The organism is Thauera terpenica 58Eu, from assembly GCF_000443165.1.
In the GTDB taxonomy this organism is placed as follows: domain Bacteria; phylum Pseudomonadota; class Gammaproteobacteria; order Burkholderiales; family Rhodocyclaceae; genus Thauera; species Thauera terpenica.
This window is the reverse complement of the sequence record NZ_ATJV01000043.1, coordinates 17,945-43,168: the sequence shown is the minus strand read 5'-3', so window position 1 is coordinate 43,168 and position 25,224 is coordinate 17,945. Positions and strand designations below refer to the sequence as shown.

Annotated in this window: 26 protein-coding genes and 1 riboswitch; of the genes, 11 read left to right on the top strand and 15 right to left on the bottom strand. The window is 64.0% G+C overall.

Annotated features, from left to right (window positions below):
- Positions 1-9: 9 nt before the first annotated feature.
- A complete protein-coding gene (thiD, locus tag M622_RS25195) occupies positions 10-897 on the bottom strand; it encodes a bifunctional hydroxymethylpyrimidine kinase/phosphomethylpyrimidine kinase (protein WP_021248349.1) in 888 nt (295 codons plus the stop codon).
- Positions 890-985, bottom strand: a riboswitch (TPP riboswitch). (Overlaps the previous gene by 8 nt.)
- Before the next feature lie 111 nt (positions 986-1,096).
- Between thiD and M622_RS40480 the strand changes: the two genes are divergently transcribed.
- The 4 genes from M622_RS40480 to M622_RS25175 all read left to right on the top strand — a co-directional run bounded on the left by M622_RS40480 (position 1,097) and on the right by M622_RS25175 (position 5,258).
- Positions 1,097-2,782, top strand: a complete 1,686-nt coding sequence (locus tag M622_RS40480; RefSeq protein WP_021248348.1) for a carbonic anhydrase — start codon at positions 1,097-1,099, stop codon at positions 2,780-2,782.
- A gap of 163 nt (positions 2,783-2,945) precedes the next feature.
- The gene (locus tag M622_RS25185) at positions 2,946-3,599 is read left to right on the top strand and encodes a protein-L-isoaspartate O-methyltransferase family protein (RefSeq protein ID WP_021248347.1); all 654 of its coding nucleotides are present in this window, start codon (positions 2,946-2,948) and stop codon (positions 3,597-3,599) included.
- Positions 3,600-3,608: 9 nt separating this feature from the next.
- Positions 3,609-3,932 carry a rhodanese-like domain-containing protein gene (locus tag M622_RS25180; RefSeq protein WP_021248346.1) on the top strand — a complete coding sequence of 108 codons (324 nt, stop codon included), beginning with the start codon at positions 3,609-3,611 and terminating at the stop codon, positions 3,930-3,932.
- 24 nt (positions 3,933-3,956) lie between these two features.
- A complete protein-coding gene (locus M622_RS25175; RefSeq protein ID WP_021248345.1) occupies positions 3,957-5,258 on the top strand; it encodes a TolC family outer membrane protein in 1,302 nt (433 codons plus the stop codon).
- 60 nt (positions 5,259-5,318) lie between these two features.
- Here the strand turns inward: M622_RS25175 and waaA are convergent, their stop codons facing one another.
- Positions 5,319-6,578: a lipid IV(A) 3-deoxy-D-manno-octulosonic acid transferase gene (gene waaA, locus M622_RS25170; RefSeq protein ID WP_021248344.1), complete on the bottom strand. Its 1,260-nt coding sequence runs from the start codon at positions 6,576-6,578 to the stop codon at positions 5,319-5,321.
- A gap of 122 nt (positions 6,579-6,700) precedes the next feature.
- Here waaA and M622_RS25165 point away from each other — a divergent pair, with 122 nt between their 5' ends.
- The gene (locus M622_RS25165) at positions 6,701-7,708 is read left to right on the top strand and encodes an NAD-dependent epimerase (RefSeq protein WP_021248343.1); all 1,008 of its coding nucleotides are present in this window, start codon (positions 6,701-6,703) and stop codon (positions 7,706-7,708) included.
- Positions 7,709-7,753: 45 nt separating this feature from the next.
- Here the strand turns inward: M622_RS25165 and argB are convergent, their stop codons facing one another.
- Both argB and M622_RS25155 read right to left on the bottom strand, forming a co-directional pair.
- Complete coding sequence (argB, locus tag M622_RS25160) at positions 7,754-8,656, bottom strand: acetylglutamate kinase (protein ID WP_021248342.1); 903 nt, start codon at positions 8,654-8,656, stop codon at positions 7,754-7,756.
- A gap of 189 nt (positions 8,657-8,845) precedes the next feature.
- Positions 8,846-9,283: an Hsp20/alpha crystallin family protein gene (locus M622_RS25155; RefSeq protein WP_021248341.1), complete on the bottom strand. Its 438-nt coding sequence runs from the start codon at positions 9,281-9,283 to the stop codon at positions 8,846-8,848.
- A 140-nt stretch (positions 9,284-9,423) separates the two neighbouring features.
- Here M622_RS25155 and M622_RS39595 point away from each other — a divergent pair, with 140 nt between their 5' ends.
- On the top strand, positions 9,424-9,645 hold the full coding sequence (locus M622_RS39595; protein ID WP_084520672.1) for a cysteine-rich CWC family protein: 222 nt from the start codon (positions 9,424-9,426) through the stop codon (positions 9,643-9,645).
- Here the strand turns inward: M622_RS39595 and M622_RS25150 are convergent.
- From M622_RS25150 to M622_RS25105, 10 genes are all read right to left on the bottom strand, one after another.
- Positions 9,637-9,996: a barstar family protein gene (locus tag M622_RS25150; protein WP_021248340.1), complete on the bottom strand. Its 360-nt coding sequence runs from the start codon at positions 9,994-9,996 to the stop codon at positions 9,637-9,639. The two genes, M622_RS39595 and M622_RS25150, sit on opposite strands and share 9 nt — an antisense overlap.
- Complete coding sequence (locus M622_RS25145) at positions 9,993-10,364, bottom strand: guanyl-specific ribonuclease (protein WP_031346392.1); 372 nt, start codon at positions 10,362-10,364, stop codon at positions 9,993-9,995. Before M622_RS25145 ends, M622_RS25150 begins: the two co-directional genes overlap by 4 nt.
- Positions 10,365-10,417: 53 nt before the next feature.
- Entirely contained in the window at positions 10,418-12,067 is a 1,650-nt protein-coding gene (locus M622_RS25140; protein WP_021248338.1) for a tetratricopeptide repeat-containing response regulator, read from the bottom strand.
- 187 nt (positions 12,068-12,254) lie between these two features.
- Entirely contained in the window at positions 12,255-14,057 is a 1,803-nt protein-coding gene (gene aspS, locus M622_RS25135; protein ID WP_021248337.1) for an aspartate--tRNA ligase, read from the bottom strand.
- Positions 14,058-14,124: 67 nt separating this feature from the next.
- The gene (locus M622_RS25130; protein ID WP_031346390.1) at positions 14,125-14,748 is read right to left on the bottom strand and encodes a DUF502 domain-containing protein; all 624 of its coding nucleotides are present in this window, start codon (positions 14,746-14,748) and stop codon (positions 14,125-14,127) included.
- 67 nt (positions 14,749-14,815) lie between these two features.
- The gene (locus M622_RS25125; protein WP_021248335.1) at positions 14,816-15,100 is read right to left on the bottom strand and encodes an FmdB family zinc ribbon protein; all 285 of its coding nucleotides are present in this window, start codon (positions 15,098-15,100) and stop codon (positions 14,816-14,818) included.
- A 152-nt stretch (positions 15,101-15,252) separates the two neighbouring features.
- Positions 15,253-16,104 (bottom strand): prepilin peptidase, encoded by an 852-nt coding sequence (locus M622_RS25120; RefSeq protein ID WP_031346389.1) that lies wholly within the window; start codon positions 16,102-16,104, stop codon positions 15,253-15,255.
- Positions 16,105-16,107: 3 nt separating this feature from the next.
- Entirely contained in the window at positions 16,108-17,337 is a 1,230-nt protein-coding gene (locus M622_RS25115; RefSeq protein WP_021248333.1) for a type II secretion system F family protein, read from the bottom strand.
- Between the two features lie 20 nt (positions 17,338-17,357).
- The gene (gene pilB, locus M622_RS25110) at positions 17,358-19,076 is read right to left on the bottom strand and encodes a type IV-A pilus assembly ATPase PilB (protein WP_021248332.1); all 1,719 of its coding nucleotides are present in this window, start codon (positions 19,074-19,076) and stop codon (positions 17,358-17,360) included.
- A gap of 138 nt (positions 19,077-19,214) precedes the next feature.
- Entirely contained in the window at positions 19,215-20,048 is an 834-nt protein-coding gene (locus tag M622_RS25105; protein WP_031346388.1) for a cytochrome C assembly family protein, read from the bottom strand.
- A gap of 51 nt (positions 20,049-20,099) precedes the next feature.
- Between M622_RS25105 and ffh the strand changes: the two genes are divergently transcribed.
- The 5 genes from ffh to gloA are packed head-to-tail and all read left to right on the top strand — an operon-like array spanning position 20,100 to position 24,229.
- Complete coding sequence (ffh, locus tag M622_RS25100) at positions 20,100-21,470, top strand: signal recognition particle protein (protein WP_021248330.1); 1,371 nt, start codon at positions 20,100-20,102, stop codon at positions 21,468-21,470.
- Positions 21,471-21,483: 13 nt separating this feature from the next.
- Entirely contained in the window at positions 21,484-22,260 is a 777-nt protein-coding gene (locus tag M622_RS25095) for an EI24 domain-containing protein (protein WP_021248329.1), read from the top strand.
- Positions 22,257-23,006 (top strand): competence/damage-inducible protein A, encoded by a 750-nt coding sequence (locus tag M622_RS25090; protein WP_021248328.1) that lies wholly within the window; start codon positions 22,257-22,259, stop codon positions 23,004-23,006. Before M622_RS25095 ends, M622_RS25090 begins: the two co-directional genes overlap by 4 nt.
- Positions 23,006-23,788 carry a M48 family metallopeptidase gene (locus tag M622_RS25085; protein WP_021248327.1) on the top strand — a complete coding sequence of 261 codons (783 nt, stop codon included), beginning with the start codon at positions 23,006-23,008 and terminating at the stop codon, positions 23,786-23,788. Before M622_RS25090 ends, M622_RS25085 begins: the two co-directional genes overlap by 1 nt.
- A 45-nt stretch (positions 23,789-23,833) precedes the next feature.
- Positions 23,834-24,229, top strand: a complete 396-nt coding sequence (gene gloA / locus M622_RS25080) for a lactoylglutathione lyase (protein ID WP_031346385.1) — start codon at positions 23,834-23,836, stop codon at positions 24,227-24,229.
- 88 nt (positions 24,230-24,317) lie between these two features.
- On the opposite strand, the gene M622_RS25075 is transcribed toward gloA, so the two are convergent.
- The gene (locus tag M622_RS25075; RefSeq protein WP_021248325.1) at positions 24,318-25,151 is read right to left on the bottom strand and encodes an SDR family NAD(P)-dependent oxidoreductase; all 834 of its coding nucleotides are present in this window, start codon (positions 25,149-25,151) and stop codon (positions 24,318-24,320) included.
- Positions 25,152-25,224 lie beyond the last annotated feature (73 nt).

The following is a 25,224-nucleotide window of genomic DNA, read 5'->3' as shown; positions in this document are numbered from 1 at the left end:
TGGGCAGATTCAGTCGCGAGTGGGCGACTTGCGCCACAGCGCATGGAAGTGATGGACCGGTCCATGGCCGCTGCCGACGGCGAGCTCGCCTGAATGCGCGATCGCGCCGAGCAGCCACTGGCGCGCCTGGCGCACGGCGGTTTCCACCGGGCGAAAGTCGGCTGCCGTTTGTGGCAACAAGGCGGCCACGGCCGAGCTCAGGGTGCAGCCAGTGCCGTGGGTGTTGCGGGTTTCGATGCGGGCGGCGGGGAGTTCGATCATGCGCTCGCCATCGAACAGCAAGTCCATGAGCTCATTGCCGGGCAGGTGGCCACCCTTGAGCAAGACCCAGCGCTCTGACGACAGCGGCAGCAGTTCGCGCAGGCGTTCGGCGGCGCGGTACATGTCCTTGACCGACTCCGGCGCGCGCTGCCCGAGCAGCACCCCGGCCTCGGGCAGATTCGGGGTGATCATGAAAGCCTGCGGAAACAGGGCTTCGCGCATCATCGAGATCGCGCTCTTTGCCAGCAGGCTGTCGCCGCTCTTGGCCACCATGACCGGATCGAGCACGACCTTGACGGCTTTCCAGTGCGCAAGCCGGTCTGCGACGGTGGCGGTGACTTCGGCGCTGCCGAGCATGCCGATCTTGGTCGCGTGCAGTTGTACATCCGCAAACAAGGTGTCGATCTGCAGGCGCAGGAAGTCGGTGGGTGGCACATGCACGGCGGTGACCGCATGCGTGTTCTGTGCCGTCAGTGCCGCGATCACGCCACAGCCGTAGGCACCGAGCGCGGAGAAGGTCTTGAGGTCGGCGAGCACGCCGGCACCGCCAGACGGGTCGATGCCGGCAATGGTGAGCACATTGGGAATGCGGGAGGGGCTGCCGGTGACGGCAGCCGATGATGCGGATGAACTCATGGTGACGTTTCCCTACGCCGGTGCGAGCCGGATCAGGTTCCAAGGGTGTTTCTCAGCCCGTACGCAGCGGGCACCCCTAACGAGAAGGGCGACGATACTGCATGCACCGGACCGTGGCAAGGTGCTCAAGAATTCGTGCTCAAGAATTCGGCGCAAGCGTCGTTTAGCATGAAACCACACTTGAATTCCGGTCGTTTCGATGAAACCCTCCCGCCTGGTCTTGCTGGCCATGTTGACCGCAATCCCGCTCCAGCAGGCGCTGGCTGCCGACTGGCAGTTGGTGCTGAGCGATCGCAATCGGCGGGTGGAGATCGATCGCTCCAGCATCTTCGCGTCTGATCGCGGCACCAAGGTGTCGTGGGGGCGGGTGGTGCTGAGCAATGAGGAGGCGGCAACGGCGGGCTATGCCACGATCAAGGCTTTGAATCGCTACGATTGCCAGAACCGGACCTTCGTGACCGTCAAGCGCGTCTATCTCGACGGCAACGAGATCATCGTGCGTGAAGAATCGGTGGCGGAGCAGGCCCCTTTGCGCGTCACGCCCAACTCGGTTGATGAGCGCATGTGGCGTGAGGTGTGCACTCCACCCTCCGCCAATGATCTGCAAAGGATTGCGAGCGAAGTGCAGAAGCTGGCGGCGACGCAGCCCGCGCTGGCGCAGCCGGTGGTGGCCCCGCCTGTGCCCCTGGCGCCGGCGCCGTCTGCCAAGGCGGCGCTGCCTGCGGCTGAAGCCGAGCCGGAGGGGGGCGCCAAAGCGCTGCCTGCGAGCGCTGAGGACGCGCGCCCTGGCCCCATCGATGCGCGTGACACCTCGGTGCGCCCGATTCGTGCCGCCCAGAGCCCGCAGCCCGCGCCAGCGGCGCAGTCCAGAGCGGAGCCCCAGACTGCCACCCCCGAGGCCACACCCCAGGCGTCCATCGTGCCGCCGCTGCCGCGCATCAAGCCCACCCGACCCGAGCCGGAGGCGGCCGAAGCCGCGGACGCGCCGACAAAGGGCTCAGCGCCGCCACCCCGGGCAAGAGTGACCCCCGCACGTGCCGCGAGCTCGGCCAGGAAGCCGAATGTCCCGCCGGTGCTCGCGATGGCGCAAACCCGCACGCCGTCGAGATCAGGGCCTGCTCCGCTCAAGCCAGGGGCGAACGCGGCTGCACCCGATGCCCCCGACGCCGTTGAGGCGCTGTTGCGCGCCCGGCGCCAGAACCCGTTCGATGCGGGATGGAGCTATGAGGGGGAGACGGGGCCTGAAGTCTGGGGGCGTCTGCGTCCCGACTGGCGCACCTGCAGCGAAGGTCGTCGGCAGTCACCCGTCGACCTGCGTGAAGGGCTGGTGGTCGATCTGGCGCCGATCAAGTTTCACTACCTCTCTACCGGCTTTCGTATTCGTGACACCGGCAATGCGATCGAAGTCACGCCAGGAGAAGGCATGGGCATGGAGGTGCGCGGCGTGCGCTACGAGCTCGAACGCCTGAGCCTGCACCAGCCCGCGCAGGAGCGCATCGGTGGCATGGCTTTCGACATGAGCATGTATCTCGAACATCGCAGCGCGGACGGGCGCATTGCGATCCTGGCCGTCCTGCTGTCCGCGGGTACGGAGCCCAATGTGCTGCTGCAGACGCTGTTGAACAACCTGCCGCTGGATCAGGGGCGGGAGTTCGTGCCCGATGCGATCATCGACCTCGCCGACATCCTGCCCGACAATCCGGCACACTTTCTCTACCTGGGCTCATTGCCCACACCGCCTTGCACCGAGGATGTGATCTGGGCGGTGATGAAGACTCCGGTGGGGATGAGCGCGGATCAGCTCGCCGTGTTTGCACGCCTGCACACAGGCAACTCACGCCCGCTCCAGGATACCAACGGGCGGCCCATCCTGGAGTCGCGTTGAGCCCCGTGGGCCCCGACGAGCGCAGCGAAACGGCGCTGTGCGGGCCGTTGCCCGCGCCAATCCTTCCTCATCGCGGTGCATCAACTGCGCTAGAATATTGGACTTTTCCGTAATGGATGACGCTTTTTATTAGCGTCTGCTAATATTCCGCCAGGAGCACCTGATGAACTTCGAGAAAGCGCGCTTCAACATGGTAGAGCAGCAGATCCGCCCTTGGGAGGTGCTGGATCAGGACGTGCTCGATCTCCTCATGACGGTCAAGCGTGAGGAATTCGTGCCTGCCGGCGCGCGCGCGCTGGCGTTTGCCGAAGTCGAGATCCCGATCGGTTTTGATCAGGTCATGCTCAAGCCGACCATCGAGGGCAAGCTGTTGCAGGCCGTGCAGGTGAACAAGACGGACTCGGTGCTCGAGATCGGTTCGGGTTCGGGCTTTTTTGCCGCCTTGCTTGCCGGGCATGCGGAATGGGTGCGGACGATCGAGATCGAGCCCGCGCTGGTGCGCCTGGCGTCCGCAAACCTGGCACGCAACGGCGTCGAGAACGTCGTCGTGATCCAGGGTGACGGCCTTGAGGGCTGGGCCGAGCGCGCGCCCTATGACGTGATCGTGGTGTCGGGCGGCGTGCGGGAAATTCCGCAGGCGCTGCTCGAGCAGCTCGCGGTCGGCGGCCGTCTTTTCGCCTTTGTCGGCGCAGCGCCGGTGATGAAGGCGCGCTTGGTCACCTGCGAGGCTGAGGGCCGCTTCCGCACCGAAGATGTATTCGAGACGGTGGTGCCGATGTTGCGCAATGCGCTGGACAAGGCCTCGTTCAAGTTCTGAGTCCAGGGCATGCGTCAGATCAGTCCCCGTGAGTTGGCCGATCGTCTGAATGACGGCAGCAAGGACGCGCCGCTTCTGCTCGACGTGCGCGAGGCCTGGGAGTTTCGTTTTTGTCATATCGAGAATTCGCTCGAGCTGCCGATGGGGAGCGTGCCGACACGCTATGTGGAGCTTGAGCCTGAGCGTGAAACGGTGGTCATCTGCCATCACGGCATGCGCAGTGCGCAGGTGTGCATGTTCCTCGAGCATCACGGCTTCACGAACGTGATCAACCTGGCGGGGGGGGTGGCGGGCTGGGCCTCACAGGTCGACCCCAAGATGCCGCATTACTGAGCAGTTGTACTCATGGAGCACGGAATGAAGCGAGCGTTGGCAATTTGTCTGGCAGGTCTGTTCTCAAGCGGTGCCATGGCGGCCGATCTGATGCAGGTGTACCAGGATGCGCTTGCGAACGATGCGAAGTTCGCCGCTGCCCGTGCGCAACTCGAGGCCGGCCAGGAGAGCGTGGTGCAGGGGCGTGCCGGTCTGTTGCCACAGCTTGGCCTGAGTGCCGATGCGGCCTGGAATGATGCAGAAATCAAGTCGAACCTGGGCACCTCGTCCGGCGACTATGACAGCCGCGGTTACGGCGTGCAGCTCACACAGCCGCTGTTTCGTTGGCAGAACTGGGTGCAGTTCAAGCAGGGAGAGCTGCGCACGGCGCTGGCGGGTGCGCAGTTCGGGGTGCAGCAGCAGGATCTGGTGCTGCGCGTGGCGGAAGCCTACTTCAACGTGCTCAACGCGCAGGACGTCGTGGACGCGGTCACGCAGCTGCGCAAGGCGGCGGGCGAGCAACGCGAATTGGCCAGGACCAGCTTCGAGGTCGGCACCGTGACCATCACCGACGTGCATGAAGCTCAATCGCGCTTCGATCTGGCCTCAGCACAGGAGATCGCGGCGCAGAACCAGCTCGAGGTCGCACGCCAGGCGCTGGCGCAGATCATCGGCAAGCAGCCCGAAGCGCTTGCCGGCCTGCGTGAGGGCGTGACGCTCTCGCGACCGCAGCCTGACAACATTGCCGACTGGGTGAGCGCGGCGGAGTCGGGCAGCCTTGGTGTGCAGGCGCAGCAGCTGGTGCGCGAGATTGCGGCGCAGGAAGTCGAACGCGCGCGCGCCGGGCACTTGCCCACCGTGGACCTGGTGGCCTCGCATGGCGTGCGCCACAAGCCGCAGCTGGCAACCGATCGCAGCGAGGCGACTCTGGTCGGCGTGCAGCTCAATCTGCCGCTGTATGCGGGTGGGCGGGTGTCGTCGGTGACGCGCGAGGCGGCCGCGCTGCGCTTCAAGGCTGACGCCGATCTCGAGGACGCCCGGCGCTCGGCAGCGCTCGCAGCGCGTCAGTCCTGGCTTGGCGTCACCAGTGGAATGGCCCAGATCAAGGCGCTGGAGGCCGCGCGGGTTTCATCCTCCTCGGCCCTGGAGGCCAACAAACTCGGCTATGAGGTCGGGGTGCGCATCAACATTGACGTGCTGAACGCGCAAACTCAGCTCGCCGATACGCTGCAACAGTTGTCACGCGCACGTTACGACACGCTGCTGGCGCAATTGCGGCTGAAGGCCGCCGCGGGCACCCTGGGCGAGGACGACGTACGCGCGATCAACGCCTTGCTCGTGCCCTGAGATTCCGCCTTCAGCTTGCGCCTTCCATACCCAGGACTTCAGGCCTTGGGTATGTGAGTCTCAAGGTTTCAAGGCCTCGAGCATTTCCAGCGTACGCGCGCTCGCGCCACGGTCGGCTTCGGCAAAAGCCTTGCCTGCCCTCGCCATTGCATCACGGCTTGCAGCGTCCTCCAGTAGTTTCAATCCGGTACGCACGCCTTCCTCGACGTCGGGTGCGCGCACTGCCGCGCCTGTGATAATCGCCTGCTCGGCCACTGCGGCGAAGTTGAAGGTGTGCGGCCCGACGATGACTGGCGTGCCACTGGCGCAGGCTTCGATCGGATTCTGGCCACCGAAGGCAAGCCAGCTGCCGCCAATCAGGGCGACATCGGCGAGCGCGTAGTAGACGAACATCTCACCCATCGAATCGCCCAGCCAGACGCGCGTGTCCGCGTCCACCGCGCTGTTGTCCGAACGTCGTTGCAGCTTGAGGTCGCGCGTGGCGGCAAGCTTTGCGACTTCATCGAAACGCTGCGGGTGACGCGGAACCAGAACCAGCAAGACTTCGGCTGGAGCGAGACGGGCAAATGCGTCGAGCAGCAAGGCCTCTTCACCATCGCGCGTGCTGGCGCCCAGCAGCAGCGGGCGCGCGCCGGTGCGCGCGCGAAAGATGGCGGTGCGAGCGGCCGTGTCGTCCGGCGGGCTGATATCGAACTTGATGTTGCCGGTCACCATCACCCGCTTTGCGCCCAGCGCCGACAAGCGCGCGGCGTCGGCAGCCGTCTGCGCGCCGATTGCGCTCAGTGCGCCCATGGTCAGCGCGCTCAGTGCAGGTAGCCGGGCGTAGCGGCGTGCCGAGCGTTCGGACAGGCGTGCGTTGGCCAGCATCGCCGGTATCTTGCGCCGGCGACAGGCGGCGAGCAGGTTGGGCCACAGCTCGGTTTCCATGATGACGCCGAATTGCGGACGAAAGTGACGCAGAAAGGCATGGGCAAAGCAGCCGATGTCGTAGGGCAGATAGCAGCGCAGCACGCGGCGATCGCTCTTGAACAGGCTCTTGGAGGTTTCGCGCCCGGTGGGCGTCATGTGCGTGAGCACGATGCTGTGCTCGGGCCAGCGTTCAAGCATTGCCTTGATCAGGGGCTCGGCGGCGCGTGTCTCGCCCACCGAGACCGCATGCACCCAGATGACCTGGCTCGGAGCGCGCACGCTGTAGCGGCCAAAGCGCTCGCCAAGGTGTTTGAGGTAGGCCGCTTGGCGGCGCGCGCGCCACACCAGGCGCAACAGTACGAAGGGCAGGGCCAGGAGCCACAACAAGGTGTAGGGCAGGCGAGTCAGCATCGAGTCAGATGGCAGTGGGATGGCGCAAGTATAAGCAAGGACGACCGTGTCGGTTGCCTCATGCTGTGCCCGTGGCTGCATGCGATAATTCGCGCCTTGTGTTCTCCGCTGCCACGACCCTCATGAAAATTCTCGTTACCGGCGCCGCTGGTTTCATCGGCATGCACGCTTCCCAACGTCTGCTTGCGCGTGGCGACGAAGTGGTCGGCCTCGACAATCTCAACGATTACTACGATCCGACGCTCAAGGACGCGCGCCTTGCACGCCTGACGCCGCACCCGGCTTTCCGTTTCGTGAAGATGGACGTCGCCGACCGTGCTGGCATGGAGGGACTGTTTGCCACCGAGAAGTTCGATCGCGTGATCCACCTCGCGGCCCAGGCCGGAGTACGTTATTCGCTACAGAATCCCCAGGCCTACATCGACAGCAACGTGGTCGGTTTCATGAATGTGCTCGAGGGCTGCAGGTATTCAAAGGTGCAGCACCTGGTTTATGCATCGAGTTCCAGCGTGTACGGCGGCAACACCAGGATGCCGTTTTCCGAGCGCGATAGTGTCGATCACCCGGTCAGCATTTATGCGGCAACCAAGAAGGCCAACGAACTGATGGCGCACACCTATAGCCACCTGTACGGCCTGCCAACGACCGGTCTGCGCTTTTTCACCGTGTACGGTCCGTGGGGGCGGCCCGACATGGCCTTGTTCCTGTTTACCAAGGCCATCCTCGAGGGGCGACCGATCGACGTCTTCAACCACGGCAAGATGAAGCGCGACTTCACTTATGTAGACGACATCGTTGAGGGCGTGATCCGCACCCTGGATCGCACCGCGGAGCCGGATGCCGCCTTTGATTCGGATCGGCCTGATCCGGGTCGCAGCAAGGCGCCCTTCCGTGTGTTCAACATCGGCAACCACGACCCGGTGCAACTGATGGACTTCGTCACTGCCATCGAGAGCACGCTGGGCATGAGCGCGCAGAAAAATTTCATGCCGCTGCAAGATGGCGATGTGCCGGCGACTTACGCCGACACCGAAGCCTTGAACGCCTGGACCGGCTTTGCGCCGGCCACCAGCGTGCAGGACGGTGTCGCGCGCTTCGTTGCCTGGTATCGCGACTACTACCGTGTCTGATCCTGTGTGCGCCCCCGTATCAGCTGCGGGGGCGCACACCCGCGCTCAGGCGCTCTTGATCATGGTGCCGACGCCGTGGTCGGTCAGGATCTCAAGCAGCAGGCAGTGCTCGACGCGGCCGTCGATGATGTGCACCGACTTCACGCCGTTGCGCGCTGCGTCCAGCGCCGAGCCGATCTTGGGCAGCATGCCGCCCGAGAGGGTGCCGTCGGCGACCAGCCCGTCGATCTCGGCAGGCGTCAGGCCAGTGAGCAGTTTGCCGCTCTTGTCGAGCACGCCGGGGGTGTTGGTCAGCAGCATCAGCTTCTCGGCCTTCAGGATTTCGGCGAGCTTGCCGGCGACCACGTCGGCGTTGATGTTGTAGGTCTCGCCGTCCTCACCCACGCCGATGGGCGCGATCACCGGGATGAAGTCGCCCTTGTCGAGGAAGGAGATCAGGCTGGGGTCTATGCTGGTGATCTCGCCTACCTGGCCAATGTCAATCAGGTCGCCCATCGGGGCGTCGAGTTTTTGCATGCGCAGGCGCTTGGCGCGGATGAAGCTGGCGTCCTTGCCGGTCAGGCCTACCGCCTTGCCGCCCGCCTGGTTGATGAGATTGACGATCTCCTTGTTCACCTGGCCGCCGAGCACCATCTCCACCAGTTCCATGGTCTCGGCGTCGGTGACACGCATGCCCTGGATGAACTCGCCCTTCTTGCCCACGCGCGCGAGCAGGCTCTCGATCTGCGGGCCACCGCCATGCACCACCACCGGGTTCAGGCCAACGAGTTTCAGCAGCACGACGTCGTGCGCGAAACATTCCTTGAGGTGGGGGTCTGTCATCGCGTTGCCACCGTACTTGATGACGATGGTCTTGTCGAAGAAGCGCTTGATGTAGGGCAGGGCCTCGGAGAGGATTTCGGCCTTGCGCGCCGGGGTGACGGCGGGGGTGCTGCGGGTATCGGTCATGAACAAGTCCTTTTTTTGCAGTGCGGATCGATGGCCCGCAGTTTACTGTTCTCTGTCGCATTCTGTGCGCGGGATCTCCGCCGTCCTGCTCTCGCCTCAATGAAAAAACCCGCATCCGCGCCCTGGCTGGGCGTGGATGCGGGCTCGAGGCAGCATTGAACAGCTGATCAGCGCTGTCCCGTTGCGGGCTCAGTCAATGCTCAGGCGCCTGGCTTGGGCTTCCGCCTTCTTGGGTAGCGAGAGTTCCAGCACGCCGTCGTTGAACCTGGCTGATGCCTTGGCTTCGTCGATTTCCTGGCCGAGTTGGAAGCTGCGCGAGACCTTGCCGAAATAGCGTTCGGTGCGCAGCACCTTGTCGCCTTCCTTGGTTTCCTTTTCCTGCTTGCGCTCGGCGCTGATCGATACCACCGGACCATCGATATGGACGTGGATGTCTTCCTTCTTCATGCCGGGCAGCTCGGCATGTACTTCGTATGCGTCGGCTTTCTCCTTCACGTCCACGCGCATCTGAGGGGCGTCGGTGCTGACGTTCGCAAGCGGGTGACCGCCGAAGTCCACCGGGCGGACGAAGAAGCCGCGGAAGAAGTCTTCCAGCGGATCGGGACGACGTGTGAGATTGGTGCTCATGTTCAGGCCTCCTGTGCTCGAAGTCTGCCGGGGGATTCCGGCCTCACCTACAAGATAGGTGCGAAGCCCTGGTTTTCAAGACCGAAGGCCGGAGTCCTGGCCTATGATCCCTGGCGTGCATTTCTCGACCTGGATCGCAAATGGATGCAAACATCTCTGCAGCGCCGCCTACCAATCTGTGCCCACGCTGCGCACAAGCTTTTTCCTGTGGCATGCGTGCGGGTGTGGAGCCGTGCTGGTGTGCTGCCTATCCGCCAGCGTTTGCAGTGCCCGCCGCCGCCGGGTCCGGTGTGACCGAAGGCTGCTACTGTGCGGACTGTCTTGCCGGGCTGATCGCGGCACGGCAGGCCGGGCTAGGATGAAGCCTCCACGTCGGCGCCCGGTTCCGTGCCTTCGTCGATGATGCTCACGGTGAATGCAATGCCTTCGTCTGCCCAGAAGGCAGCGGCGCCGGCGAGCACTTGCAGCGCGCTGGCGAGTGTCTCGGGTTCGTTCTGGCGCAGCAGCGCGGGGTGGGAAAGGACGACGCGATAGGCCGAGGCGGGCAGCCACGACAGATCGGTGAGACAGTCGTGCATTGCATCCCAGTTGTGGCCGAACCATGAGGGAAAGCGCAGGGCAGCAGCAAAGCGATCGAGCAGGTCATGCTTGCCGGTGCACGCCGACAGGTCGATGTGTACTTCGAGCGCTGGATCAAGGGGCGTTGTGGTCACGGGCGCGGCTCCAGCTGACGAAAGCTGCGGTAGTGATCGTCGGTGTAGTAGTAGACCACCGGTGGGTCACCACCGCTGACGATGCGGCGCGCGCCGCGATCACGCGCTCCGGGTGTGGGCACGGTGTATTCGCGGTAGTAGCCAGAGGGCTTGTGCGGCAACAGGCGCTCGCGATTGTGGAATACGCTGCCGTCCTTGCGATAAGGGAAGGGGCCGCGGTCCTGGATCAGGGCCAGGGTCTCGGTGGCTTCCGCAGGCAGGCCGGCGTAAGGGCTGCCCGCGCCGTTGCCCGGGCTGCACGCTGCGAGCAGCGCGGCGAACAGCATTGCAAACACAAGAGGGAGCCGAAGGCGAGGGCGGTGGAGCATGGGGGCGGACGAGCTTGATCGGTAGCGAGGCCGGGCGGCCAGGGGCGGATGATTCAGGTATTGCGGACCAGGCGTGACATCACACGTTCAGGGCGGATGCCATAGCGCTTGATCAGCGCATGCATGAATTCGGTGATCGCGGTCAGGCGCGGATTGGCGGGTGAAAGACGATGAGCGCGCTGGATGAGGTCGCGGGCCTGAACGGCGAAGGCGTCGTTCCAGCCGCGGTTCTCGATGTGACGCAGCAGCGCCAGCGCGGCGTTGAAGAGCACGTGCGGATTGCCGGGCAGCTTGCGGGCAGCGTTCATCATCTCGGCCACCGCACCGTCGTAGTCTCCCGCCTGCGCCTTCTCGGCGCCGGTGGTGACGAGAGACTTGACCTCAGCCTGGATGCCGGCCTCGATCTGCTGTGACAATTGCCCCAGGCCACGGGCTTCGAGCACCGCGCGCGTGGTTTCGAGCGTGCGATCATCCGCGGCGCTGCGCAACAGGTCGGCGACGAGTTCCTTGCCATGGTCGTCCAGCTGCTGCTCGAAGCAGGTCCTGATCATGTCCTGGCGCAAGCCGACCGACAACTCGCGCATGCTGCCGCCGGCGCGCAGCGTGCTCGCCAGCGCCTGCTGGGCGCGTGCCCGATCGTTGTTGTGGGCGTGAATGAGGGCGGTGCACACAGCCTTGCACAGCTCACCCTTGGGCTGGCGTCCCATGCTGCGCTCAAGGTCGGCAACGGTTGCCTGGGCCTCATCCACCCTGTTCCGCGCCAGTTGTGCCTGCAGCAGGCGAACGTGATCCTCGGGGTCGCGAAATTCCGAGTACTTGCCCTTGCGCACGACCTCGGCCATCGCCTGCTCTGCCCCTTCAGGCCGGCCGGTGGCCAGGGACAGGGTGCCGAGACGGCGCAGGCGCGCGACGCGGTGGGGCGAGTACTCGGTCGCCGTCGCGAGAGTGGTGCAGGCCTCATCCGGGCGCCCGGTTTCCTCCTGAATCTGGGCCAGGAGTTCGTAGGCAGCGATGAAGCGCTCATTTCGGCTCAGCACGCCGCGCACGATGTCTTCGGCCTCGACGTACTGCTTCTTGATCACCAGTATGCGTGCAAGCCCGAGCTCTGCCCACGGGATGCTGCGTGCGCCGAGTATTTCCCGATACAGGGTCGCGGCTTCATCGACCTGGCCAATGCTGGCGTGAAGCTGCGCCTGCAGACGCATCAGGTCAGTCAGGTATTGAGGGTTCTCATTGCGCGCAAGGCGGCAATAATCGATTGCACCGATCGGGTCGCCCAGCCTTGCTAGCTGCCACGCCGGGAGGAAGGCGTCGCGTTTTTGCAAGGCGCGCAACAGCCTCACACGCAGCGTTTCAGCGTTCAGGGGCTTGAGAATGTAATCGTTGGGCGTGAGCTCACAGGCACTCACCACGCGCTCGTAATTGCGTTCGCCAGTGATCATGACGAACACGGTGTCGAGCGGGATGATGCCTTGGGCGTGGAGGTCTTCCAGCAGATGCTGGCCGTCCTGGCCGTCGCCCAGGTTGTATTCGCACAGCACCAGATCGAAGCGCTGCTCGCGCAGGCGACGCATGGCCATCGTTGCCGACACCGCGAATTGGGCGGTTTCGACCCCGATTGAAGTCAGCATGGTGCGCAATTGCGTGCGCATCGTGGGCTGGCTTTCAACGACCAGGACTTCGAGTTCGTGCGAGAGGAACATCAGTAGTGGCGCCAAACGCACGCAATGGCGTGCCTTGGCCGAAGACTACGGCATCCGGCACGTAATCTGAAGCGGCCGCAGGGGAGAATTATCCAGCGCTGGCCTGGCGGGCATTACTGCTGCCCGCCGCTGCTGCCGAATTGCGCGAGGGCGGCGAACCCGCTGCCGCGCTCTCAGCAGGCCAGGCTCAGGAAGGCTTGCCGACTTCTACCGTGGTCTCCACCTTCTGGCGTAGACGGATGTGCAGTTCGCGCAGTTGCTTTTCGTCCACGTCGCTGGGTGCGTTGGTCAACAGGCACTGAGCACGCTGCGTCTTCGGGAAGGCGATCACGTCGCGAATCGACTCGGAGCCGGTCATCATGGTCACGATGCGGTCCAGGCCGAAGGCGAGGCCGCCATGCGGTGGCGCGCCGTATTTGAGCGCATCGAGGAGGAAGCCGAACTTGGCCTGTTGCTCTTCAGCACCGATGTTGAGCGCTTCGAACACCCTGGCCTGCACGTCGGCACGATGGATACGCACCGAGCCGCCGCCAATCTCCCAGCCATTGAGGGCGATGTCGTAGGCCTTGGCCAGACACTCGCCGGGGCTGGTGGTGAGCAGCTCGAGGTGTTCGTCCTTGGGGCTGGTGAAGGGGTGGTGGCAGGCCACCCAGCGCTTGTCGTCCTCGTCGTATTCGAACATGGGGAAGTCGACGACCCACAGCGGGCACCAAGCCTGGCCGCTGAGGTAGCCCTTCTCGTGGCCGAGCTTGCTGCGCAGGGCGCCCATGGCGTCATTGACGACCTTGGTCTTGTCTGCGCCGAAGAAGATGAGGTCGCCGGATTGGGCCCCGGTGCGCTCAAGGATGGTGCGCAGCGCGCCCTCGTGCAGGTTCTTGACGATGGGCGATTGCAGGCCTTGCTCGTTGGCCTGGCTGGCATCGTTGACCTTGATGTAGGCGAGCCCGCGGGCGCCATAGATGCCGACGAACTTGGTGTACTCGTCAATCTCGCCGCGGGTCAGGCTGTTGCCGCCGGGCACGCGCATCGCTGCAACGCGGCCGCCCGAGGTGGCGGGGCCGCTGAACACCTTGAAGGCGACGTCCTGCACCGCGTCGGTGACGTCGGTGAGCTCCAGGGTGACGCGCAGGTCGGGCTTGTCCGAGCCGTAGCGACGCATCGCCTCCGCATAGGTCATGCGCGGGAAGGGTGAGGGCAACTCGACCGCCAGTGCCTCCTTGAACACGAAGCGGATCAGGTCTTCCACCAAAGCGGTGATCTCGTGTTCGGTCAGGAATGAGGTCTCGAGGTCGACCTGGGTGAATTCGGGCTGACGGTCGGCGCGCAGGTCTTCGTCGCGAAAGCACTTGACGATCTGGTAGTAGCGGTCGTAGCCCGCCACCATCAGCAATTGCTTGAAGAGCTGGGGCGACTGCGGCAGGGCGAAGAACTGGCCCGGGTGCACGCGCGAAGGCACCAGATAGTCGCGCGCGCCTTCCGGCGTGCTCTTGGTCAGCATCGGCGTCTCGACGTCAATGAAGCCGGCGGCGTCGAGAAAGCGGCGGAAGGCCATCGTGGTCTTGTAGCGCAGCATCAGGTTGTGCTGCATTTGCGGGCGACGCAGGTCGATGACACGGTTGGTCAGGCGCACGGTCTCGGACAGGTTGTCGTCGTCCACCTGGAAGGGGGGTGTGACAGCTGCGTTCAGCACTTCGATGTCCTGGCACAGGATTTCGATTTCACCGGAGCCCAGATTTGCGTTTTCGGTACCAGCCGGGCGGCGGCGGACCTTGCCGCTCATCTTCAGTACGTACTCACTACGCACCGACTCGGCGATGCTGAACATGTCGACACGGTCCGGATCGCACACCACCTGCACCAGGCCTTCGCGATCGCGCAGGTCGATGAAAATGACGCCGCCGTGGTCGCGGCGGCGGTGTACCCAGCCGCAGAGGGTGACGATCTGATCGAGGTCGGCGGCGGTGACTTTTCCGCAGTAATGAGTTCGCATGGGTGGGTTCCGGCAGGTCTGGGTGGCGACGCCTGAAGCGCGCGGGGGTCTGAAAGGGAGATGGGCGTTATTCGTTGAGTAGGGCGGGCAGTTCGCTGCGGCGCGAAGGCGGCGCAACGACGCCCATCGAGATGATGTACTTGAGGGCTTCGTCTACGCTCATGTCGAGCTCGATGACGTCCTTTGTCGGCATCATCAGGAAGAAGCCAGAGGTCGGGTTCGGCGTGGTCGGCACATAGACGCTGACGTAATCGCCCTTGAGATGCCGCGCGGCATCACCGCCGGGCTTGCCGGTGAGGAAGGCGATGGTCCAGGCACCTTCGCGTGGGTACTGAACCAGCAAGGCCTTGCGGAAAGCCTGGCCGCTGCTGGAAAACAGCGTGTCGGACACCTGCTTGACGCTGTAGTAGATGGATTTCACCACTGGAATGCGGGCGAGCAGGCTCTCCCACACCTTGACCAGCTTCTGACCCAGCACGTTGGCGGCAACCAGTCCGGTGACAAGGATGATGAGCAGGGTCATCACCACGCCGATGCCAGGAATGTTGAAGCCCAGGATGGCCTGGGGCTGGGCGTCGCGCGGCAGCCACAGCAGGATCTGGTCGAGCGTGTTCACGATCCAGGCCATCACCATGAAGGTGATGGTCAGTGGGATCCAGATCAGCAGGCCGGTGATGAAATATTTCTTCACGAAGTCTTCTTGCGAGGCCTGCGCGGTGCAGGCCGATGAGGTGCAGGCGGGTAAGGACTGGGGGCCGTCAGTGGCAGGCGCAGCCACCTGCGCAAGCGGGCGCGGAAGGCGAGGCGCTCTCACCTGAGGTGGATGTGTCGCCGCCCGTGCTGCTTCCCTTGCCGCTGCCATTGCCCTTGAAGTCGGTCGCGTACCAGCCGCTTCCCTTCAATTGAAAGGCGGCTGCTGACAGCAGCTTGGTGTAGCCGCTGAGGCCACAGGATGGGCAGGTGGTGAGCGGTTCATCGCTCATTTTCTGCAGGTGATCCTTCTGGAAACTGCAGCTCGGACAACGGTATTCGTAGATGGGCATGACGAGCTCCCGAAAACAAGTGCGCAAGTCTAGCGCAATGCAGCATAAGGAAGAAGGCGAAGCCCGCGTACGCCGGGCCAAGGGCGTAAATGGGGTCGCGCTGGTGGGCTTTCAAGCCTGGCTGGCAGGGCGTGCGCCTGAGATAGCAGTCCTTACAGCGCGCCCAGATAGTGGCTTGTCAGCGCTTCGCCCCAGAACAGGGCGATCACGCCGGCCGCCGCGAGATAGGGGCCGAAGGGAATCGGCACGTTGCGGCCATGATGCGCAAAGACGATGAGCGCGATGCCGACCAGCGCCCCGACCAGCGAGGACAAGAGCAGGGTGAGCGGCAGGATCTGCCAGCCCAACCAGGCTCCGATGGCGGCGAGCAGCTTGAAGTCGCCATAGCCCATGCCCTCCTTGCCGGTCGCCAGTTTGAACAGCCAGTACACCGCCCACAGCACGAGATAGCCCGCCATCGCACCGATCACCGCACTCGACAGGTCGGTAAAGGTGTCGCCAAGATTGAACAGCAGGCCCAGCCACAACAGGGGCAGGGTCAGGTCGTCGGGCAGCAGCTGGGTGTCGATGTCGATGAAGGCGAGCGCGAGCAGGGTCCAGATGAAAAGCAGCGCTGCCATGGCGGCAAGGCCGGAGCCGAAATGCCACGCGGCGTAGCCCGACAGCAAGGCGGAAAAAACCTCCACGATCGGGTAGCGCTTGCCGATGCCGGCACCGCAATGGCGACAGCGGCCGCGTAGGGCCAGATAGCTGATGAGGGGAATGTTCTCGACCGCCGTGATCAGGTGGCCGCAGTGCGGACAGCGTGATCGCGGGGTGGCAAGGTTGAAATGCTCGATGTGTGGCACCGCCTCGCCGCGCAGCTCGGCGGCCTGAAGCTGCCAGTCGCGCTCCATCATCTTCGGCAGGCGATGGATGACGACGTTCAGGAAGCTGCCCACGAACAGCCCCAGCAGGGCACTCAGAGCGGTGAAGAGGACGGGGTCGCGCACTGCCTCTGTCACGGCTCAGACAATCGAGCCGAGCTTGAAGATCGGCAGATACATCGCCACCACCAGGCCACCGATCATGGTGCCGAGGAAGACCATGATGATGGGCTCGAGCAACTGTGACAGGCCGGCCACTGCATCGTCGACTTCCTGCTCGAAGAAGTCGGCAACCTTGCCGAGCATGGCGTCGAGCTGACCGGACTCCTCACCGATCGACACCATCTGCACGACCATGGTCGGAAAAACCCCCACACCCTGCATCGAAACGGTGAGGCTGGTGCCGGTGCTGACATCGCTCTGGATCTGGCGTGTCGCGGTCAGATAGACGTGGTTGCCCGAGGCGCCCCCGACCGATTCGAGCGCTTCCACCAGCGGCACGCCGGCGGCAAACATGGTCGACAGCGTGCGCGTCCAGCGCGCAACGGTTGCCTTGCGGATGATGTTGCCGATGACCGGCAGCTTGAGCACCGTACGGTCGATGGCAATCTGCATCGCCGGCGAGCGCTTGTACAGCCAGCCAATGGTGAGGATGGTGACGATGGGTATGCCGAGCACGACGTACCAGAAGTCGACGAAGAAATCCGACATCGCGATCACGATCATTGTCGGCGCCGGCAGGTCGGCACCAAAGCCGGCAAATACACTCTTGAACTCGGGAATGACGAACAACATCATCACCGAGATGACCAGTGCCGACACCATCAGGACGGCGGCTGGGTAGAACAGGGCGGCCTTGATCTTGCCCTTGATGGCGAGGATCTTCTCCTTGTAGGTGGCGATGCGGTCGAGCAGGCTGTCCAGAATGCCGGCCTGTTCGCCAGCCGCCACCAGGTTGCAAAACAGCTTGTCGAAATGAGCCGGGTGCTTGGCGAAGGCCTGTGACAGGTTGAAGCCGGTCTCGACATCGGTGCGCACCTCGTTGAGCAGGCGTGCCAGCGCGGGGTTGCCCGAACCCTTGATGCCAATGTCGAAGGCTTGCAACAAGGGCACGCCGGACTTCATCATCGTTGCCAGCTGGCGCGTGAACAGGGCGATGTCCTTGTCGCGGATGCGGCCGCCGCGCGACATCTTCTGTTTCTTCACCTTGGTGACGAGGATGCCCTGGCGGCGCAGCATGGCTCGAACCATGGCGTCCCCGTTGGCGCGGGTCTCACCGCGGACCAACTTGCCGGTCTTGTCCTTGCCTTCCCAGTTGTACAGCCCCTCTTTCGGACCTGTTTGACGCTGTGCCCGGCTCGCGCTTGCCATGTGATCGAACTTCCTTTGCCTTATTCGTTGGTCGTGGCCAGTACTTCTTCGAGCGAGGTGACGCCCTGCCTGACCTTCAGCAGACCTGAGCGGCGCAGATTGTGCACCCCTTCGCGGTCCGCCTGCGCGGCGATGTCCATCGAATTGCCACCCGTCATGATGATATGGGCAATTTCCTCGGTGATCGGCATGACCTGGTAAATGCCAACCCGTCCTTTGTAGCCACTGCCCTTGCACCGATCGCAGCCCGCGGGTCCATAGGGCTGCCAGCTATCGTCCAGTTCGTCGACACTGAAACCGGCTTCAAGCATTGCCTCAAGCGGGATGTCCGCAGGCTTTTTGCATGAGCATAGCCGCCGCGCCAGACGCTGTGCCGTGATCAGGATCACCGAGGAGGCGATATTGAAGGGCGCCACGCCCATGTTCTTCAGGCGTTCGAGCGTGGTCGGGGCGTCGTTCGTGTGCAGGGTCGAGAGCACCAGGTGGCCGGTCTGTGCGGCCTTGACCGAGATTTCCGCGGTGTCGATGTCGCGGATCTCGCCGACCATGATCACGTCCGGATCCTGGCGCAGGAATGCGCGCAAGGCGACAGAAAATGTCAGCCCGGCCTTTTCATTGACGTTGACCTGGTTGACCCCAGGCAGGTTGATTTCGGCCGGGTCTTCTGCGGTCGAGATGTTGACCCCGGCCCTGTTGAGGAGGTTGAGGCAGGTGTAGAGCGACACGGTCTTGCCCGAGCCGGTGGGTCCGGTGACGAGGATCATGCCGTAGGGGCGCTCGATTGCGGCGAGCAGTGCCTGACGTTGGTCGGGCTCGTAGCCGAGTGCGTCGATGCCCAGCATCGCCGAACTGGGGTCGAGGATGCGCATCACGATCTTTTCGCCATACAGGGTCGGCAGGGTCGATACGCGAAAGTCGATGGCCTTGGCCTTCGACAGCACGAGCTTCATGCGGCCGTCCTGGGGGACGCGCTTTTCGGAGATGTCGAGGCGCGAAATGACCTTGATGCGGGCGGCGATCTTTTCCTTCAGGACCAGCGGCGGCTGGGCGATTTCGCGCAATACGCCGTCGGTGCGGACGCGGATGCGGTAGTACTTCTCATAGGGTTCGAAGTGCACGTCCGATGCGCCCTCGTTGATCGCGTCGATCAACACCTTCTGGATGAACCTGACCACCGGCGCATCGTCGACTTCGCTCGTGTCCTCCGCTTCCTCGTGCGACTCGCCCTGCGCTTCGAGCTTGAGCAAACCCATGTCGAAGTTGTCGCCGTTGAACTCCTTCAGCGTGTCGGCGGCGGATTCGGAGAGCGTCTCCACCAGGCGCTTGAGCTTGTCGGCCTCGGCGATCACAAGATCGAGTTGCAGGCCGGTCTGGAAGCGGATCTCGTCGAGCACGCGCATGTTGGAAGGGTCTGCGAGCGCAAGGGTGATGCGGTTCTGGCGCTGCGCGAGGGCAACGACCTGGTGCTTTTGCATCAGTTTGCGATCGACGGCATCGGCCGACAGCATGGACTTGTCGAATGCGGCGATGTCGAGCAGCGGATAGCCGAAGGTGTCGGCCGCAAAACGCGCCAGGCTGGCGATCGAAATCAGTCCGCGTTTGGCGGACTCGAATATGAAGGCATTGGCGCCCTCGGTGCCGTGACGTGTACAGGCGATCGCGTCGGCCTCTGACAGACGCCCGTGCTGAACGAGGGCCCGCGCGAAACCGCTCAGGGCCGGTTGAGGATTTGCCGCCATGCCTTCCCTTCGGAGTTCTCGCATCTGAAGATCATAAGGGATGAGTCTGGGTGCGCGGTATCTTCACCGCTGCAGGCTAGCGAGCTGGCCTGGGTGACATCGTGCGGACCTGCATCCTTGGCCATGGTCGCTTGGCGCTCAGCCAATGCGCTGCAGCACGACCTCGATGACGAAGCGACTGCCAACGTAAGCAAGCATGAGCGCGACGAAGCCGGCCAGCGTCCAGCGCAGCGCAATTCGACCGCGCCAGCCCCACAGGTTGCGGCCGAGCAGCAGGGCGCCAAACAGCAGCCACGAGATGGCCGCGAATATGGTCTTGTGGTCGACCCGGAACGCCTGGCCGAACAGTGACTCGGAGAACATCACGCCAGTGGCGAGCGTCAGGGTCAGCAAGGAGAAGGCGATGGCGATGAGGCGAAAGAGCAGCGCCTCCATCGTCATCAGTGGCGGCAAGTTGGTGAGCAGGCGGCTGAAGCGGGCGTTGTGCAACTGACGCCCGGCGACCGACATCAATAGCGCGTGCAGGGCCGCCAGCGTAAACAGGCTGTAGGCCAGCATGGCGATGACGAAGTGCGCGCGAAACGCCGGCGATGCCGCGTTCGCGAGGACGTGTTCGCCGGGAAAGAGCATGGGAATGGTGCTTGCCAGCACACCGGCTGGCATCACCACGGCATGCAGGCCATCGAGCCGGGTGTAGAGCGTCTCGACCCAGTAAAAGCAGATCGCCAGCCATACCATCAAGGACATGGCGACGCCGAAGCCGAAGCGCATTTCCTCGCCGGGGAAGATGGCAGAGTGCAGGGCGACACCGTGCGCCACCAGCGCGATGAGGAGAAAAACACGTTCGCGCGGCGCCATGCACTGCCGCCCCTTGGCGAGCGGCGCACGGGCGAGGATGCAGCTGCGCCAGAACACCACGCCGAGGCCGGCATAGAGCGAGGCTGGAATCAGATGAAGTAGAATTGTGCTCATACAGAACATAAGTTTACTCCAAGTCACCCGCTGACGAAGGCTCTCTCGCACATGCTCGACAATCTCACCCAACGCCTGTCAAAGGTCGTCAAGACTCTGCGCGGTCAAGCGCGCCTGACGGAAGACAATATCCAGGAGGCGATGCGCGAGGTGCGCATGGCCCTGCTCGAAGCCGACGTCGCGCTGCCGGTGGTGAAGGACTTCATCGCCCGGGTCAAGGAAAAGGCCGTTGGCCAGGACGTCATTGCCTCACTGACGCCGGGTCAGGCGCTGGTTGGCGTGGTCCATGACGAACTGCGCAACCTGATGGGCAGCGCCCATGAGGGGCTGAATCTGGCCACCCAGCCGCCGGCGGTGGTTCTCATGGCCGGCCTGCAGGGCGCAGGCAAGACCACCACCACCGGCAAGCTGGGCAAGCTGCTGCACGAACAGCAGAAGAAGAAGGTGTTGGTGGTGTCCGCCGACGTCTATCGTCCGGCGGCGATCGAGCAGCTGAAGACGGTCGCGGCGCAGGCGGGCGTGGAGTTCTTCCCGTCTACGGTCGAGCAGAAGCCGGTCGATATCGCCCGCGCGGCGCTGGACTTCGCGCGCAAGCACCACTTTGACGTGCTGCTGGTCGATACCGCCGGTCGTCTCGCCATCGACGAGCTGATGATGGCCGAGATCAAGGCCTTGCATGCCGCGGTCGCGCCGATCGAGACCTTGTTCGTGGTGGACGCGATGCTGGGCCAGGATGCGGTCAACACCGCGCGCGCCTTCAACGAAGCGCTGCCCCTGACCGGCATCGTGCTCACCAAGCTCGACGGCGATTCACGTGGCGGCGCGGCGCTGTCGGTCCGCCACGTCACCGGCAAGCCGCTCAAGTTTGCCGGCGTGGGCGAAAAACTCACCGGCTTCGAGCCTTTCCATCCTGAGCGCATGGCCAGCCGCATCCTCGGCATGGGCGACATCCTCGGCCTGGTGGAGGAGGCGCGGCGTGGCGTCGACGAGGAGAAAGCGCGCGTTTTCGCGCAAAAGCTCAAGAGCGGGAAGGGTTTCGATCTCAACGACTTCAAGGAGCAGATTGCGCAGATGCGCAAGATGGGCGGCCTGTCGTCGATGATGGACAAGCTGCCGGCGCAGTTCGCGCAGGCCGCGGGGCAGTTGCAGGGCGGTGCCGAGGAAAAGACCATCGGTCGGATCGAGGGCATCATCAATTCGATGACGCCGCTCGAACGCGTCAAACCCGAACTCCTCAAGGCCAGCCGCAAGCGTCGTATTGCGGCAGGGGCCGGGGTGACGGTGCAGGAGGTCAATCGCTTGCTCAATCAGTTCGAACAGACGCAAAAGGTCATGAAGCAGTTCTCCAAGGGCGGCATGAACAAGATGATGCGGGCGATGAAAGGCATGATGCCGGGCGGCCTGCCCGGAATGCCGCGCTGAAGGCGGGGGCAGGATGAAAGACATATTGCTTGCCTTCGGCCGCGCCACGCGCAGCCTCTTCCGCCGCGACATCTTCTGGCACCTGCTGTGGCCGGGCGTGGTGTCGATGTTGGTGTGGACGCTGGTGGCGGTGCTGGCGTGGACCCCGGTCACTGATTGGATTTACGCCTGGGTGGGCGGGTGGAGCTTCGTGGGGGGCTGGATCTCGACCTCGGAAGCTGCTGCGGCGGTGACGCTGGTGCTCGTCCAGATTGCCGTGGGGCTGGCTTTCGTGCCGCTGATCTACGTCACCGCGGCGCTGATCGTTGCCACCATTGCCTTGCCGCTCATGCTCGAGCGTGTCAGCCGGCGCGACTACGCCGATGTCGAGCAGCGACGCGGCGGCTCCAGCCTGGGCAGCGCCTGGAATTCGATTCTGGCGGGCATCCTGTTCCTTCTGGCGCTGATTGTTTCACTGCCGTTCTGGCTGATTCCAGGGGTAGGGCTGCTGGCCGCAGTGCTGTTGACCGGCTGGCTCAACCAGCGCGCCTTTGGTTACGACGCCCTGATGCTGCATGCGGACGCTGAGGAGTTGCATCGCCTGCGTCGCGACTGGCGGCCGCAGATGTTGCTGCTCGGCGGCGGCTCCGCCCTGCTCGCCTATGTGCCGGTGATCAACCTGGTCGCGCCGGCCTACGCAGGGCTGGCTTTTGTCCATTATCTGCTCGAGCGTCTGCGGCAGGATCGGCGCTTGCGCGGCGTGACCTTGCTCGACGCCGAAGCACCAAACCTTGCGCGGGCAGGCTCATGAAATTTGCGGCATTGATCATCGGCGACGAGATTCTGTCCGGTCGTCGCAGCGACAAACATCTCGCCAAGCTCATCGAGCTGCTTGGCGCACGTGGGCTCAAGTTGTCGTGGGCGCGCTATTGCAGCGACGATCTGGCGCAACTCACCGCCACCTTGCGTCAGACCTTCGCCAGCGGCGATGTGGTCTTCTGCTTTGGTGGGATCGGGGCCACCCCCGATGACCGCACGCGCGAGGCGGCGGGCGCAGCGCTGGGGGTGGAACTCGCGCTGCACCCCGAAGCCGAGGCCGAGATCCGTGCCCGCTTTGGTGATGAAATCACCGCCGAGCGTCTGCAGATGGGGGTCTATCCGCTGGGCAGTGAGATCGTCCCCAACACCTATAACCGCATTCCGGGCTTCTCCATCCGCGAGCACTATTTCACGCCGGGATTTCCGGTCATGGCCTGGCCCATGGTGGAGTGGGTGCTCGACCAGCGCTACGCGCACCTGCATCACGCCGAGGACTATGTGGAGCAGGCCATCACCATCTGGGACACCTACGAGGGTCAGCTGATCGGGATGATGCAGCAGATCACTGCGGATTTCCCCGGCGCCACCTTGTTCAGTCTCCCCACGTTGGCGGCGCAAGGCCAGCGGCGCTCGCTCGAACTCGGCATGAAGGGCACAGCCGCATCCGTGGCTGCGGCGATGGCGCTGATCAAGGCTGATATCGACACACGTGGGCTGGAGTGGCAGGACAAGGTCTGATGCGCGCGCGTGCTGGGCGCGCGGCGGCGGCGAGCGAAGAGGCGCATGAGCTCGATATCGAAGGTCTGCAGGTGAGGCTGACGCTGCGGCGCTCGCAGCGCCGATCCTTTGCCTTGCAGGTCGATCATCGCGGCGCGCGGGTATCGGTGCCCATGCGCACTCCTCTGGCTGAAGTCGAGCACTTCGTGCGCGGACATGGCGCCTGGCTGCTGGAGCGGCTGCAGCGCTCGCGGCAGCGCATGGCGGCGCCGCCGCTGACGCTGGTGGACGGGGCTGAGTTGCCTTTGTTCGGACGCCCGCTGCGACTGCGGCTCGGCAGCGGGCGCCGCAGCCAGTGGCGGCTCGATGACGATGGTGGTGAAGAGTTGCATCTTCCCGCTCAGGGCGATGTTGCACAGGCCTTGCAACGCGCCCTGCGCGCGCGGGCGCTGGCGTGGTACCGGGAGCGCGTGGAGATCTACTGCCAGCGCCTTGGTCTGCCCATGCCCGAGCTACGGCTGACGAGCGCACGCACGCGTTGGGGTAGTTGCAGCAGCCGCTCCGGAGTCCGTCTGCACTGGCGGCTGGTGCATTTGCCCCCGGCGCTCATAGACTATGTCGTCGCGCATGAGCTCGCCCATCTGCGCGAGATGAACCATTCGCCTCGTTTCTGGGCCGTGGTGGAGTCGGTCTATCCGGACTGGCGCGAAGCACGGGCGCGGCTGCGCGCGGCGGCGCTGCAGTTGCCGGTGTTCGGAACCATGGAGGCGAACGACGCCGGCTTGATCAATGCTGAAGACTGAGACCTTCGTCGCGTGCGACGAATCGACTTTAAAGGAAAACTGAACATGCGAATGCTGCACACCATGCTGCGCGTCGGCAACCTTGAGCGCTCACTTGCCTTTTATACCGAAGTGCTGGGGATGCGGCTTTTACGCAAGCATGATTACCCGGATGGCAAGTTCACCCTGGCCTTCGTCGGCTATCAGGATGAACAGGACGGTGCCGTGCTCGAGCTCACCCACAATTGGGGTGTTGATGCCTACGAGCTGGGCACTGCCTACGGTCATATCGCGCTGGAGGTTGTCGACGCGAAAAAGGCTTGCGAGGAAATCCGCGCCCGTGGCGGAAAAGTGGTGCGTGAGGCGGGACCGATGAAGCACGGCACGACGGTCATCGCCTTCGTGGAAGATCCCGACGGCTACAAGATCGAGCTGATCGAGCGCAAAGTCGATCATGCCTAGCAGCGTAGCGCACGGGATGATGACGTCGCGATTGTGAGTCACGTAAAACCCGTGCTCGACATGGGTTTCAGGTTTCATGAACAGCCGCTCAGGGCATATAGGCGCCGCCGCTGACGCTGATGAGCTGTCCCGTGATGTAGCTGGAGCGCTCCGAAATGAGGAACAGCGCCAGATTGGCGATATCCTCGGGGCGCCCCAGGCGAGGGGTGGGCAGCCCGCTCATGTTGAACAGACTGCCCTCCAGGCGCGCTCGTTCCATGTCCTCCGGCTTGCCGAGTTGCTCAAAACCGAAGCGGTTCCAGAAGCTGCCGCCGCCTACGTTCTCCGCCTTGTGGGGCACGATCCAGCCCGGACAGATGTTGTTCACGCGCACCCCTTGCTTGGCCCATTCCCAGGCCAGCGCCTTGGACAGGCTATTCACGAAACCCTTGGTGGCGCCATAGTGGGCGACGCCCGCGGCGGCCTCGCCCAGCAGGGAGGAGTTGGAGGAGATGTTGACGATGCTCCCTCGGCCCAGAGCCAACATGTCCCTGGCGACCGCCTGGCAGCAATTCACGACGCCATCAATGTTGAGCGCAATCTCCCAGCGTCGAGCCGCCTCGTCCAGTTCCGCAAAGGCAGCCGGGTGGGCAACGCCGCCGGCATTGTTCACCAGTCCGTCGATGGGGCCGAACTGCTGGTGGGCGATTTCAATCATCGCCTCCACACTGGCCCGTTGGGTGACATCGGTGGCCACTGCCAGCACCTGGCCGGGCAGGCCCTGCTGCTTGGCCTCCTGAGCGAGCTTTTGGCCGGTGGCCGCATCCCTTGAAGCACTGAGCACATTGCAGCCTTCGCGGGCGAATTCCATCACCAAGCCCTGGCCGATACCGCCGCTGCCACCTGTGATGATGATGGTCTTGCCTTTCAGGTCCAGATCCATGCCGGTTCTCCTCGTCGATGTCAGTCGTTGGTGGGACCATGAATCGCGCCGTTTACCGGCAACAGTGCACCGC

Excerpts from the sequence above, each read along its gene's own strand:
- thiD (WP_021248349.1), bottom strand. The coding sequence starts at position 897 with ATGAGTTCATCCGCATCATCGGCTGCCGTCACCGGCAGCCCCTCCCGC.
- M622_RS40480 (WP_021248348.1), top strand. The coding sequence starts at position 1,097 with ATGAAACCCTCCCGCCTGGTCTTGCTGGCCATGTTGACCGCAATCCCG.
- M622_RS25185 (WP_021248347.1), top strand. The coding sequence starts at position 2,946 with ATGAACTTCGAGAAAGCGCGCTTCAACATGGTAGAGCAGCAGATCCGC.
- M622_RS25180 (WP_021248346.1), top strand. The coding sequence starts at position 3,609 with ATGCGTCAGATCAGTCCCCGTGAGTTGGCCGATCGTCTGAATGACGGC.
- M622_RS25175 (WP_021248345.1), top strand. The coding sequence starts at position 3,957 with ATGAAGCGAGCGTTGGCAATTTGTCTGGCAGGTCTGTTCTCAAGCGGT.
- waaA (WP_021248344.1), bottom strand. The coding sequence starts at position 6,578 with ATGCTGACTCGCCTGCCCTACACCTTGTTGTGGCTCCTGGCCCTGCCC.
- M622_RS25165 (WP_021248343.1), top strand. The coding sequence starts at position 6,701 with ATGAAAATTCTCGTTACCGGCGCCGCTGGTTTCATCGGCATGCACGCT.
- argB (WP_021248342.1), bottom strand. The coding sequence starts at position 8,656 with ATGACCGATACCCGCAGCACCCCCGCCGTCACCCCGGCGCGCAAGGCC.
- M622_RS25155 (WP_021248341.1), bottom strand. The coding sequence starts at position 9,283 with ATGAGCACCAATCTCACACGTCGTCCCGATCCGCTGGAAGACTTCTTC.
- M622_RS39595 (WP_084520672.1), top strand. The coding sequence starts at position 9,424 with ATGGATGCAAACATCTCTGCAGCGCCGCCTACCAATCTGTGCCCACGC.
- M622_RS25145 (WP_031346392.1), bottom strand. The coding sequence starts at position 10,364 with ATGCTCCACCGCCCTCGCCTTCGGCTCCCTCTTGTGTTTGCAATGCTG.
- M622_RS25140 (WP_021248338.1), bottom strand. The coding sequence starts at position 12,067 with ATGTTCCTCTCGCACGAACTCGAAGTCCTGGTCGTTGAAAGCCAGCCC.
- aspS (WP_021248337.1), bottom strand. The coding sequence starts at position 14,057 with ATGCGAACTCATTACTGCGGAAAAGTCACCGCCGCCGACCTCGATCAG.
- M622_RS25125 (WP_021248335.1), bottom strand. The coding sequence starts at position 15,100 with ATGCCCATCTACGAATACCGTTGTCCGAGCTGCAGTTTCCAGAAGGAT.
- M622_RS25115 (WP_021248333.1), bottom strand. The coding sequence starts at position 17,337 with ATGGCAAGCGCGAGCCGGGCACAGCGTCAAACAGGTCCGAAAGAGGGG.
- pilB (WP_021248332.1), bottom strand. The coding sequence starts at position 19,076 with ATGGCGGCAAATCCTCAACCGGCCCTGAGCGGTTTCGCGCGGGCCCTC.
- M622_RS25105 (WP_031346388.1), bottom strand. The coding sequence starts at position 20,048 with ATGAGCACAATTCTACTTCATCTGATTCCAGCCTCGCTCTATGCCGGC.
- ffh (WP_021248330.1), top strand. The coding sequence starts at position 20,100 with ATGCTCGACAATCTCACCCAACGCCTGTCAAAGGTCGTCAAGACTCTG.
- M622_RS25095 (WP_021248329.1), top strand. The coding sequence starts at position 21,484 with ATGAAAGACATATTGCTTGCCTTCGGCCGCGCCACGCGCAGCCTCTTC.
- M622_RS25090 (WP_021248328.1), top strand. The coding sequence starts at position 22,257 with ATGAAATTTGCGGCATTGATCATCGGCGACGAGATTCTGTCCGGTCGT.
- M622_RS25085 (WP_021248327.1), top strand. The coding sequence starts at position 23,006 with ATGCGCGCGCGTGCTGGGCGCGCGGCGGCGGCGAGCGAAGAGGCGCAT.
- gloA (WP_031346385.1), top strand. The coding sequence starts at position 23,834 with ATGCGAATGCTGCACACCATGCTGCGCGTCGGCAACCTTGAGCGCTCA.
- M622_RS25075 (WP_021248325.1), bottom strand. The coding sequence starts at position 25,151 with ATGGATCTGGACCTGAAAGGCAAGACCATCATCATCACAGGTGGCAGC.